This window comes from Candidatus Hydrogenedentota bacterium (assembly GCA_013359265.1).
In the GTDB taxonomy this organism is placed as follows: Bacteria; Hydrogenedentota; Hydrogenedentia; order Hydrogenedentales; family SLHB01; genus JABWCD01.
In genome coordinates, this window is record JABWCD010000007.1 from 177,290 (window position 1) to 189,172 (window position 11,883).

Genomic DNA, 11,883 nt, shown 5'->3' on the forward strand with positions numbered 1-11,883 from the left:
CCTTCCGGCGTGCTAAACTCCGGGGCCGCGCACTTAACCGGAAGGGGAGCAGACGTGTACGAAGGCCCGGCGGCGCCGCAGCCCGTCAACCCAGGGGGTCCTGCGCAAGAGCCGCTTCACTCCGCGCCGCCCAAACCCCACGTGCCGGAGACGTTACGCGATCGCGTATCCACCCTGCTTCGGCGTGACTTTCTCGTCGGCGGCATCTCCCCGACGTATTACTACTCGCGCTGGCTGTTCCTGCGTCTGCTTGGCGTGATCCATCTTGTCGCCTTCACGTCGTTCTGGTGGCAGATGAAAGGCCTCATCGGCAGCAACGGCATTGCGCCGGCGCAGATGTTCCTGAAACTGGTCGCGGATCGGACGGCGGGCGCGCCGTTCACACGGCTTGTACGCGTGCCGACGCTGTGCTGGTTCACCGGCTCCGACTGGTTCCTGCACGCGCTGTGCGCGATCGGAACAATCGCGGCAATTGTCTTAATCGTTGACGTCGCGCCACCGATTTGTCTCGCCATCCTGTTCGTCGTCTACTTGTCTCTCGTGTCGGTGACGCCCGATTTTCTCGGGTTCCAATGGGACACGCTGCTGCTCGAAACGACCTTCCTCGCGATCTTCTTCGCGCCGATGAAACTGCTCCCCGGCATTCGCAGGGAAGAAATCCACTCCCGCGTGATGCTCATGTTGCTGCGTTGGCTGTTGTTCCGCCTGATGTTCATGTCTGGTTTCGTGAAGCTGGGCGACGAAACGTGGCGCAACCTGACGGCGCTCGCATACCACTACGAGACGCAACCCCTTCCGCACATTGTCAGTTGGTACGCACACCAGATGCCGCTGTGGTTTCACAAGATATCCGTCGCGGGCACATTTGCGATCGAACTCGTGCTGCCGTTCCTGTTCGCTGCGCCGCGCCGCGTGCGCGCGTGGGTGTTCGCGGCGTTTGTGTTGTTTCAAGCGTCCATTGGCGCGACAGGCAACTACACGTATTTCAATCTGTTGACGGTTACGCTGTGCCTCATGCTGCTGGACGACCGTCACTGGCAGGCGCTGGCGCCGGGGCGCCTGAAAGAGTTCTTCGAGCGCCCGCCGCTCATTCGCCTGCCGCGTTACCGCAAGATCGTCATGGGGCTGATCGGCGTTTTCATTGTGTTCGTCACCGGGTTTCAGATGTGCCTTTTGTTTGGCTTCACGTTGGGCGACGGCGCATACAAGCTCATCTCGTACACCGACAGCTTCCACATTGCGAACCGTTACGGCCTCTTCGCGAATATGACGACACAACGCAACGAAATCGTTATCGAAGGCAGCAACGACGGTGAGACATGGCTCGCGTACGAGTTCAAGTGGAAGCCCGGCTCGCTCGATCGGCGGCCGGGTTGGGTACAGCCGTTTCAGCCGCGGCTGGACTGGCAAATGTGGTTCGCGGCGTTACGGCCGGCGGCGCCGAATTGGTTCAAGAACTTCGCCGTCCGGTTGCTCCAAGGCAAACAGGAAGTGCTCGCGTTACTGGAGACAAACCCATTTCCCGGCGCCCCGCCGCGGTACATTCGCGCGCAGTTGTACCACTATCAATTCTCAACGCCGGAACAACGCGCGCGCAGCGGGCAATGGTGGGTGCGCCGCAATCTGGGCGAGTACCCGTCTTCCGGAGCGTTTTCCGCCGTCCCGCGCTGAATCACGCTTTGGCCTTGGTTCTTTCCCGCTGGGAATGTGCTACTGTATTCATTTGGTTAACGTCGATGCGCATGTAGCGAGAAGTATGCCCTCATGAAATCATATCCCATTCGAATCGCATCGCTTGCCTGCTCCGTCGCCCTCGCCGCGGCCGCGCAAGGTCCTCCCGGCGGCGGCCAGCAGGCTGCCAAAGTTTCGGTAAGCGTTGTTGAAGAAGGGATCATCGCGCCCAATATCGAATGGGAAGGAAACGTCTTCTACAAGGAAGTCTCCCAACTCGCAACCGAAGTGGACGGCAAGGTTACGGAAGTCCTGTTCGAGGAGGGCCAGCACATCGACAAGGGCGCGGTCATGGTCCGGCTGGATTTCGTGTTGCTCGAAGCGGAACACCGTGCGGCCAAGGCGCTGGTCTTGCAGGCCGAGACGCAAGCGAAACTCGAACGGGCGCGGCTCGATCGCGCGCAAAGTCTGTTGAAAGACGAAGTCACCACGCCCCAGGAATACGACGATATCCGCTTTACCGCGGAAGCCGCGGATCACCGCGTGGAGGTAGCGAAAGCCGAGGTGGAGCGCCTCGAGCGCGAGATCGAAAAGAAGACGATTCGTGCCCCGTTCAGCGGACGAGTCGTAGACCGCACGTCGGAAATCGGCGACTGGAAAAATACGGGCGATACGGTAGCCGTCTTCGCGCGCGACGATTTGTACGATGTGATCGTCAATGTCACGGAGGCGAGTGTCGTCCATGCAAAGGTGGGTATGACGATTGCCATTCGCGTCGCCGGAAAAACATTTCCCGGCGAAATCGTGACGGTGATTCCGCGGGGCGATACGAAGAACCGCACGTTCCCGGTAAAGATTCGGGTCGAAAAGCAGGAGTGGCTCGTCGAGGGCATGACCGCGTGGGCAACGCTTCCGGATGGTGAAGCGCGCAACTGCGTGATCGTGCCGCGCGACGCGATTCTGCAGGACGGTTCACAGCGCTATGTGTATCGCGTCGACAAGGGACTTCCTGTTCGCACGGTGGTGACCATCGTCGGGCGAGACGGGTTGCGCACGGGTATCGAGGCCAACGGAATCAAATCCGGCGACGAAGTGATCGTCCGCGGGCAGGAACGCATTCGCCCCGGCCAGCCGATCGACATAGAACGCGCCGGATAGCGTCCGCCACGCGGTAGCGACAGCGTATGGACATAATCAAAACATCGATCGAGAACCCGGTCAGCGTGATCGTCGGCGTGCTGCTTGTCACACTGTTCGGCGTCATCTCGCTCATGCGCATGCCGTATCAGCTTGCCCCGCGCGTAGAAGAACCGGTGATCGAGGTCGAAACGTTTTGGCCGGGCGCGACGCCGTACGAGATCGAGCGCGACATCGTCGAGGAACAGGAGAAAGTCCTCAAGGGCATTCCCGGCCTCTACGAAATGGAAAGCAGTTGCTTCAACAACCGGGCGAGCATCGACCTACGGTTTACGCTCGGTACCGAGATCGAGGAAGCGCTGCTGCGCGTATCGAACAAGCTCGACGAGGTGCCCGAGTACCCGCAAAACGTGGACAAACCCGTCGTCAACGCGCAGGGCACAGAGACTTCGCCGGTTGTGTGGATGGTGTTACGCCCGCGCGAGGGCAATCCCGCCAACATTTACGAATACTTGACGTATTTCGAGGACGAGATTCGCCAGCACTTCGAGCGAATCGAGGGCGTGGCGGACCTGTGGTCCTCGGGCGGAACGGCCAAGCAGATGCAGGTGCTGGTGAAGCCGGACCTGCTGGCGGCGCACCAATTGACGATCGACAGCGTCGTTAACGCGTTGCGCGCGGAAAACGCCAACGTGTCCGCAGGCGTGTTGGGCGTGGGGCGGCGCGATTACCGCATTCGCACGGTGGCGGAATTTCGCTCGGTCGAGGACATCAGAGACGTCGTACTGCGTTCCGATGGAGAACGGCGCATCACCGTAGGCGATGTGGCCAACGTCGAGATGGGCTTCGAGAAATTGACGACCCCCACGTTTGCCGACGGAAAGCCGGCGATCTCCTGCGGGGTGTCGCCCGAACCCGGCGTAAACGTTCTCGAACTTACAGACAGAGTTGAACAGGCGTTCAACGAATTGAACGAAGGCAAGCTGAAGGAGATGGGACTTCAGCTCGACTGGGTATCGGACCAGCGTCCGTATATCAACGGCGCAATCGAGTTGGTACGCCATGATGTGGTCGTCGGCGGTCTGTTGGCTGTCGCCGTCCTGTTGATTTTCCTCCGAAGCGTCGCGCCCACCGTCGTTGTATCGAGTTCAATCCCGATCTGCATCATCGGCACGTTCATTTTCATTTACGGGTCCGGGGGCACCTTGAACGTGATCAGTCTCGCGGGCCTGGCATTTTCGGTGGGCATGTTCGTGGACAACTCGATCGTCGTCCTCGAAAATATCGACCGGCACCGTTTGATGGGCAAATCTCCGGCTGATTCCGCCTACGAAGGGACCAAGGAAGTCTGGGGCGCGGTGGTGGCGTCGTCGTTGACGAACGTCGCGGTGTTTCTGCCGATTGTGTTTCTGCACCAGGAAGCGGGACAGTTGTTCCGCGAGATTGCGATTGCGATCTCCGCGGGCGTGATGATTAGCCTGCTTGTCTGCGCGACGGTGATTCCCGCGCTATCGAAGCAGGTGTACTCCTGGCGGGTCTCGAACGCGCTCGATCTCGCGCGATGGCCAAAGCTGGACGTGTTTGGCCGTATCGGCGCGTTCTTGGGCCGTGCGTGTATGGGGCTGCTTCGCGGGACTGTCATGCGAAATCGGCTCACGCGGCTCGCAAGCGTTGTCGTCATTACCGGAGCGGCGGGCATTGCAACATACGCGATGTTCCCGAAGATGGAGTATTTGCCCGAGGGCAACCGCGATATTATCTTCAACTCGATTATCCCGCCGCCGGGCTTGTCGTATGAAGCGCGGGCGGAAATCGGGATGCAGTTCTACGAATACCTGAAGCCCTACTACGAGGTGGGACACGAGGGTTACCCCGGCGTTGCGAGTATGTTCTTTATGGGCCGCGGTTCGACGCTGTTCTGCATCGTGCGCAGCCAGGACCAGGCGCGGACGAGGGAGTTGGTTCCGCTGTGTCAGCAGGCAATCGCGCGCATCCCGTCCGTGTTCGGCGTAAGTTCGCAAGCAAGCATTTTGCAGTCGGGCCGCGGGCGCGGGCGCAGCATTGACGTGGACATCAGCGGCGGCGATCTTGAGGATCTGATCGCCTCGGCGGGCGCGCTGCGCGCGGCGATATTGGAGCGTATCGCCGAGTCGCAAGTCCGGCCGCGCCCCGCGTTGGAAGTCATGTTTCCGGAGGTCCGATTTGTCCCCTCCCGCGATCGGCTGCGCGCGGTCGGCATGACTGCGCAGCAGTTGGGCATCAACATCGACGTTCTGATGGACGGCCGCGAGATTGGCGACTACAAGCAGGAGGGGCAGAAGAAAATCGAGCTCGTCGTGAAAGTGGCCGACGCCGATGTCGCAACGCCTGAAGAAGTGGACTCGTCGATGATCGCAACGCCGCTTGGCACGACCGTTCCGGTGTCCGCGCTCGCCGAGATGGTCGAAACGACGGGCATGACGGAAATTCGCCATCTCGAACGCGACCGCACGATTACGTTATCCGTTACGCCGCCGTTCTCCATCACGATTCAGGAAGCGATGGAACGGATCGAGAACGAGATAGTTGCCGACCTTCGCGCAAACGGCCAGATCAAGGATGTGAGTATCCGGTACAGCGGCACGGCGGACAAACTGCTCGATACGCGCAACGCGGTGAAATGGAACTTCGTGCTGGCCGCGATGATCACCTACCTGCTCATGGCGGCGCTCTACGGCAACTTCGTCTATCCGTTCGTCATCATGTTCACGGTCCCGCTCGCGGGCGCGGGCGGGTTTCTGGGCCTGATGCTGGTGAACCTTTTGATCCATGCGCAGTCACTCGACATCCTCACGATGCTCGGCTTTATCATCCTAGTGGGCGCGGTCGTGAACAACGCAATTCTGATCGTGCACCAGGCGCTGAACAACATTCGTTTCGAGGGCATGGATTATGAACCGGCGATCGAGGATTCGGTACGCACGCGCCTGCGTCCCATCTACATGAGCGCCACAACAAGCGTGTTCGGCATGCTCCCGCTTGTGTTGTGGCCGGGGCCGGGCTCCGAACTTTATCGCGGCATCGGCGCCGTCGTCATCGGCGGTATCGCACTTTCAACAGTTGTCACCGTCTTCCTCATCCCGCCGATGTTGTCGTGGTTCATCCGCATGGAGAAACGCGGCAAAGCGCCGGAAAAGTCGGCCGCACTCGCGACAACGGAAACGGCTCCTGCTAAATAGCATCTGCTATAACACATACCAGCGGAAGGAATCGCCGCAATGACGAGATTTACTTCTTCGCGTGCTCTTCGAGATATTTGATCAAGTCCGCGGGGTGATCGGTCTGGATTCCGTCCGTGCCCCATGCGAGCATGTCCTTCCAACACTCGGTGCCGTTTTCGTCGCAGATGACAATCGCGCCGGAGGCGTGGCATGCATCGACAAAGGTCTTGGAGAAGAACTTCCACACCGACGCGACGATGCGCGGCTTTTTGTTGGCGAGCAGGTTCGCCAGGTTTTTCTCGGGTCCGGGGTCGGGCATTTCGAAGCATTCCGGGCAGGACGAACGTAAATCGGCGAGGTCCTTGCCGCCGACGTACCAGATCACTTCTTTCTCCATTCCCTTCGCCTTGACAATCGTCACAAGTTCGGGCACGGGAGCGTCTTTCAGATCGAGGTAAATTCCGATCTTGCCTTTGCAGAGATCGAGGATTTCCTCGAAAGTGGGAATCTTCGTGCCTTTCCATTGGTCGCCGATGCGCGCGCCAATATCGAGGGCGCGCAGTTCGTCCAACGTCATGTCCTTTACTTTTCCAGTCTTACCCGGAACGTATGCATCGATGCTGCTGTTATGCACACTCACGAACTTGCCATCCTTGGTGGTGCGCACGTCGATCTCGACGAAATCGCAGCCGAGATCGATGGCCTTCTGGTAGGCCGCGAGCGAGTTTTCCGGAATGCCCTCGTGCGCGCCCCGGTGCGCGACAACGTATACTCCAGCGTGCTTGGGAGGTTTGAGGCCGAGGTCAGCGAATGCGCAAAACGAAAACGCGAATGCGGCAGCGGGCACTACAAGCCAGGCTGCCAACTGATTTCTCTTCATACGACCCATCCCCTTCATCGTATTGATTTCATGCTCGTGACTTGTCCTCCGAAACCGATCGGGCGAAGGAGGATCGTGCTTCGTGCTCGTGCTCGTGCTCGTAATCGTAATCGATCTTCTCGGTATTCGATCGATCCTCTTCTCTCAAAATATCCCTCGCTCGTCTCTCTCGGCGCAGGTCAATTCGCAAGCGTCTGCCTGCACGTTCAGCGCCCCAAAATCCCGCGCATCCAACTCGGGCAACGACTGCACAACATCGAGAAACCGTTTCGCCTCCTTCTCGCTCACGATGCCCTGCGTGAGTGTATGGAACTTGCGGATGTAGTCGGCGCGCTGAAAGGGCCGAGCGCCGAGCGAATGGGCGTTCGCCACCGCCAATTCATCGACCAGCTTCTTCCCATCCTTGAACGCAATTTCTACTCGCCCGCCGAAGGCTTTCTCCTTCGGATCGGTTGAATGGTAGCGCTGTGTCCATTCGGCGTCCTCACGCGTTTCGATCTTGTGCCATAACCGCACGGTGTCCGGTCGCGCGGCGCGCTCGGGCGCGTAGCTGTCCACGTGGTGCCAGCGGCCGTCCTGCAACGCGACCGCGAAGATGTACATGATGCTGTGGTCCAGCGTTTCGCGGCTGGCTTTCGGGTCCATCTTTTGCGGGTCGTTCGCGCCGGTGCCGATGACGAAGTGCGTGTGATGGCTCGTGTGGATCGTGATCTTCTCGATGGACTCGAAATCGGGAATTTGCGCGCGCATCTTGAATGCGAGATCGATGAGCGCCTGCGACTGGTACTCCGCCGAATGCTCTTTCGTATACGACTCGAGGATCATGCGCTTGGGCTCGCCGGGCTCGGGCAACGGCACCTCGTACGCAGCGTTTGCGCCATCGAGCATGTAGGCAATGATGCTGTCTTCGCCTTCGTAAACCGGCGACGGGCTGCCCTCGCCGCGCATGGCGCGATCGACAGCCTCTACCGCAAGCTTGCCCGCGTGCGCGGGGGCGTAGGCCTTCCAACTCGAGATTTCGCCTTTGCGCGACTGGCGCGTCGTGAACGATACGTGAACGGCTTGTTGCACGGCCTGATAGATCGCTTCCGTGTCGAGACTCAACAACGCGCCGATGCCCGCGGCCTGCGCGGGGCACAGGTGCGCGATGTGATCCTTCTTGTGCTTGTGCAGGCAAATCGCTTTCACGAGCGCGATCTGGATTTCGTAGCCGGTGAGAATGCCGCGCACGAGGTCGCGGCCCGTCAGTCCGCGTTTTGCGCCGCACTGTTGGGCGACGGCGAGAATCGGCGGGATGTTGTCACCGGGATGCGAGTAGTCCGCGGCGAGGAAGGTGTCGTGCATATCGAGTTCGCGGACGGCCGTTCCGTTCGCCCACGCCGCCCACTCGGCGTCGAACGCTTGCGTATTTTCAACGCCGAACACCTGCGCGCCGCTTGCGCGCGGGTGTGCCACGGCCTGGCTGCGCGCGCTCGCCACCGGACGCCGGTTGATTGCCGCCAAGGCCACTGCCGCGTTGTCGATAATGCGATTGACGACCATGTCCTGCGCCGCGGGATCGATCGGCGCGCGATCGTTCGCGACGGCGGCGATCTTCCACGCCAACTGTTCCTCGCGCGGCAACGGTTCTTTCGACGGATACACGCGAACGGTGTGCAACTTCATTAGGCAGTCGTCCCCTCTTTCCGCAAGTTTGGCATTTTCACTTTCCGTGCGCGCCAGCGACGATTCGGCGCGGCGCGGCGGAGCTTATTCTTCAACGCTCTTATACTTCTCGAGCTGGTCCGGTTTGAGCACGCCTTCGATCGCCTTCTTCATCGCGTCGCGCTTGGCTTCGAGCGCTTTTTCCAGTTCGGCTGCGGACGCGCCAGCTTTCCGCGACGCCGCGTACAATTCGTCCGCCGCGTTCTGAATCCCGCCAAGCTGCACATTGTAGATCGTCCTGACCTTTTCCTGCTGGGCCGTGTTGAGGCCAACATCCTCGGTCAGTTTCGTCACGCGATTCGTCACGTGCTCGTCGTACAAATCGCGCCGCCGCTTTTTCTCGTACGCCTCGAATTTCTGCGCTTGCCCCGGCGACACATGGGCGGTAATCCACTTCGCGAGGTCTTCACGCAGCGCGCGGCGTTGCGGGCCCCGGAGCAGCTTCTCGTTCGGCGACTTGTCGGGCAGCGCCTTGATTTCCGCCAGGCGCGCGCGGTACCGCTCGAATTCCTTCTCGATTTCGTTCTTTTGGGTGTCGCTCAGGCCAAGTACCTGCACCAGCGAGTTCAACTCCGATTCGTCGCCGCCGGACTCCTTCGCCTCGAGGAGTTCGCGGCGCGCCTTCGCTTCGGCGGACTCGCTCTTGGTTTTGGACTCGCCGCTGTCCGCAGCATCGGATTCGTCCTTGTTTTTCTTCTTTCCCTTCGTGTCCTTGGTGTCTGCCTCGGTTACGGGCGATGCGCCTTCCGCGGCACTCCCTGCGGATGCCGCGCCCCTCTTTTCCTTTTTCTCTTTTCCCTCCGCGGCATTCACACTCCCAACCGCGACGCTGATGCACAAGGCCAAAAGACCCAACATCCTAATCGGCCGCATATGACACGCTCCTTTTCATGGCGTCTACCCAAAATGCCACCGGCATTTCTCGTTAGTTGCCCATCGTTCAGATACTACACGTTGCACACCTGCGCGCAAACGCGCCAAACCGGGGATCGTAACGGGTGACCGCCCATACCGACAAGCCGGTATAATGAACGTGGGGGACAAATGCATGGACGCACTCGCGCAGTTGCATCCTGTGGCGCAGGCGGGGCTTGCCACACTGTTCACTTGGGGCGTCACCGCGCTGGGCGCTTCGGTGGTCTTCGCGTTTCGCGCATTCAACCAAAAAGTGCTCGACGGGATGCTGGGCATGGCGGCCGGCGTGATGATCGCCGCGAGCTTCTGGTCGTTGCTCGCGCCCGCGATCGAGTTGAGCGCGGGAAACGGCGCGTCCCCGTGGGGCCCGCCGCTCGTTGGGTTTCTGTGCGGTGGCGGTTTTCTTTGGGCAGCGGACAAGGTCCTTCCCCACTTGCATCCCGGTTTTGCCATGAGCGAAGCAGAGGGCATTCACACCTCTTGGCGGCGCAGCACCTTGCTCGTCCTCGCCATCACGCTCCACAACGTGCCGGAAGGGCTCGCCGTGGGCGTAGCGTTCGGCGCGGCCGCGATGGATTTGCCCGGCGCGACTCTCGGCGGCGCGCTGGCGCTGGCCATCGGCATCGGAATTCAAAACTTCCCCGAAGGCACAGCCGTGGCGCTGCCGCTGCGGCGCGAGGGCATGTCGCGCGCGGGCAGTTTCATGTACGGCCAGATGTCCGGCGCAGTCGAGCCCATCGCGGGGACGCTCGGCGCGGCCGCGGTACTCGCGATGCAGCCCATGCTGCCGTACGCGCTTTCGTTTGCCGCCGGCGCGATGATCTTCGTCGTCGCCGAGGAACTCATTCCCGAGTCGCAGCGCCGGGGCGACACCGACCTACCCACCATTGGCGTCATGGCAGGGTTTGCGGTCATGATGACGCTCGATGTAGCGCTCGGGTGACCTCCTACTTCTTCGCCCATCGTGTTGCATCCTCCTTCGCGCAAGGCTTCGGAGGACAAGTCCTTCCAGCACTTCGCGCAAGGCTACGGGGGACAAGTCCTTCCAGTACTTCGCGCAAGGCTACGAAGGACAAGTCCTTGCAGATACCGTACACAATGCTGCGGGGGACAAGTCCTTGCAGATTCCGTACACGAGGCTACGGGTGACAAGTTCTTCCGTAGCGTTGCACGAGGTCACGCAGGGGTTCGCCTTCGCCGGTCGTTCACCACGTAGACGCGGAGAGCACCGAGATCGCAGGGAACCGTGAACACGGGATTGGGGGACGAGGGTAACACTGTTGACAACCGGGGGTCTGCACCCCCCTACCTTTTTTGTTTTGACGGTTCAAGGGGGGGTGTACGAAGCCTGGCGTAGAACCGGAGTAGCGCTTCGCCCGCATATCCCGCAGCCGTGAGCGAGATTGTATTCTTATGATCAGTTTTTCGTGTTGAGCGCTTTCTCCTCGTTGTCGTGCTCTGCCTGGTAACGCACGCCTGCACTCATCCGCCGCAACCCTGCCGCTCCGGAGGGCGCAGAAGGGGTGCTGCGCTTTGGTCATGGCCAGCCCTCGAGGTCGCCGTTTACGACCACGCTCCTACTACTTTGCCCGTGGCATTGCATTTCGGGAGCATTTTGGATTCACCGCGGAGAGACGGATGACACGGGCCACGCCATTCGGGGGTGCGGGTCAATGCGCGAAGTGCGAGGGAGCGGAACAAAGCGGAGCTTTTCAAGAACGCGTTACCAAGCAGAGCTTAGTAACGAGTTCGAATTCGGCGGCAACGGGCAGATCGAGTACATCCTCTGGTACGGCACTGCGCGACGGCGGGACTGCACAGATACCGCCAACGACGCTGCGCCAAGTCCCTTGAAGCCAATCCGCGAGGGCAACAGGACCCCTTGTGATGTAGGAATTGGGAGGTCAAGAAAGAAAGGTTCGCCTCACCAACAGTTTTCTGTTAGCCTCTCTTGAAAAATGGAACCTTGATTCTAATTCATGCTCAATCACAGCACCCCTTATATCAGACGTGCGTGGTACGGTGAAACCATTGACGTATTCCTTCGCCAGCCGACCGAACACATTGTCGGTGAACTCGCCCGCAACAGTCCCTTTTCCATCCTCCAGTCGCAGACGGATGCGTGGCTTCAACAGATAGAAATACTGCGGCGCGCTTTGGCTGGGTATACTGGAAAGGTTTACTTTGAATTCATAATACCGCGTATGGGGCATCGTGTCGATTCAATTGTCCTGATTGATGGTTTGGTCTTGGCTATTGAGTTCAAGATAGAAGCAAAGTAATTCTTTAGCCGAGTGAAGCATTTATGGAAACTGCCGATAAACATAATGCTTGGATTCAGTCGAGGGACGGAGGTTTTGGTGACCCAGCAGACGG

Annotated in this window: 8 protein-coding genes; 5 read left to right on the top strand and 3 right to left on the bottom strand. The window is 60.0% G+C overall.

Annotation, left to right across the window (positions count from 1 at the left end; translation table 11 throughout):
- Nucleotides 1–54: 54 nt before the first annotated feature.
- The 3 genes from HUU46_09110 (at nucleotide 55) to HUU46_09120 (ending at nucleotide 6,026) form a co-directional block, all read left to right on the top strand.
- A complete protein-coding gene (locus HUU46_09110; GenBank protein NUM53787.1) occupies nucleotides 55–1,671 on the top strand; it encodes a lipase maturation factor family protein in 1,617 nt (538 codons plus the stop codon).
- Between the two features lie 93 nt (nucleotides 1,672–1,764).
- Nucleotides 1,765–2,829, top strand: coding sequence for an efflux RND transporter periplasmic adaptor subunit (locus tag HUU46_09115; protein NUM53788.1), 1,065 nt, complete (start codon nucleotides 1,765–1,767; stop codon nucleotides 2,827–2,829).
- 26 nt (nucleotides 2,830–2,855) lie between these two features.
- Nucleotides 2,856–6,026, top strand: coding sequence for an efflux RND transporter permease subunit (locus tag HUU46_09120; protein ID NUM53789.1), 3,171 nt, complete (start codon nucleotides 2,856–2,858; stop codon nucleotides 6,024–6,026).
- Nucleotides 6,027–6,075: 49 nt separating this feature from the next.
- Here the strand turns inward: HUU46_09120 and HUU46_09125 are convergent, their stop codons facing one another.
- From HUU46_09125 to HUU46_09135, 3 genes are all read right to left on the bottom strand, one after another.
- Entirely contained in the window at nucleotides 6,076–6,888 is an 813-nt protein-coding gene (locus HUU46_09125; protein ID NUM53790.1) for a glycerophosphodiester phosphodiesterase family protein, read from the bottom strand.
- Between the two features lie 144 nt (nucleotides 6,889–7,032).
- Nucleotides 7,033–8,553, bottom strand: a complete 1,521-nt coding sequence (locus tag HUU46_09130) for an MmgE/PrpD family protein (protein NUM53791.1) — start codon at nucleotides 8,551–8,553, stop codon at nucleotides 7,033–7,035.
- 84 nt (nucleotides 8,554–8,637) lie between these two features.
- The gene (locus tag HUU46_09135) at nucleotides 8,638–9,465 is read right to left on the bottom strand and encodes a hypothetical protein (protein NUM53792.1); all 828 of its coding nucleotides are present in this window, start codon (nucleotides 9,463–9,465) and stop codon (nucleotides 8,638–8,640) included.
- A gap of 175 nt (nucleotides 9,466–9,640) precedes the next feature.
- Between HUU46_09135 and HUU46_09140 the strand changes: the two genes are divergently transcribed.
- Nucleotides 9,641–10,450, top strand: a complete 810-nt coding sequence (locus HUU46_09140) for a ZIP family metal transporter (protein ID NUM53793.1) — start codon at nucleotides 9,641–9,643, stop codon at nucleotides 10,448–10,450.
- A gap of 1,036 nt (nucleotides 10,451–11,486) precedes the next feature.
- Nucleotides 11,487–11,789, top strand: coding sequence for a hypothetical protein (locus HUU46_09145; protein ID NUM53794.1), 303 nt, complete (start codon nucleotides 11,487–11,489; stop codon nucleotides 11,787–11,789).
- Nucleotides 11,790–11,883: the final 94 nt, after the last annotated feature.

What these genes read in the sequence shown, in the direction of transcription:
- HUU46_09140 (NUM53793.1), top strand. Translation starts at nt 9,641, where the DNA reads ATGGACGCACTCGCGCAGTTGCATCCTGTGGCGCAGGCGGGGCTTGCC.
- HUU46_09125 (NUM53790.1), bottom strand. Translation starts at nt 6,888, where the DNA reads ATGAAGAGAAATCAGTTGGCAGCCTGGCTTGTAGTGCCCGCTGCCGCA.
- HUU46_09145 (NUM53794.1), top strand. Translation starts at nt 11,487, where the DNA reads ATGCTCAATCACAGCACCCCTTATATCAGACGTGCGTGGTACGGTGAA.
- HUU46_09120 (NUM53789.1), top strand. Translation starts at nt 2,856, where the DNA reads ATGGACATAATCAAAACATCGATCGAGAACCCGGTCAGCGTGATCGTC.
- HUU46_09115 (NUM53788.1), top strand. Translation starts at nt 1,765, where the DNA reads ATGAAATCATATCCCATTCGAATCGCATCGCTTGCCTGCTCCGTCGCC.
- HUU46_09130 (NUM53791.1), bottom strand. Translation starts at nt 8,553, where the DNA reads ATGAAGTTGCACACCGTTCGCGTGTATCCGTCGAAAGAACCGTTGCCG.
- HUU46_09135 (NUM53792.1), bottom strand. Translation starts at nt 9,465, where the DNA reads ATGCGGCCGATTAGGATGTTGGGTCTTTTGGCCTTGTGCATCAGCGTC.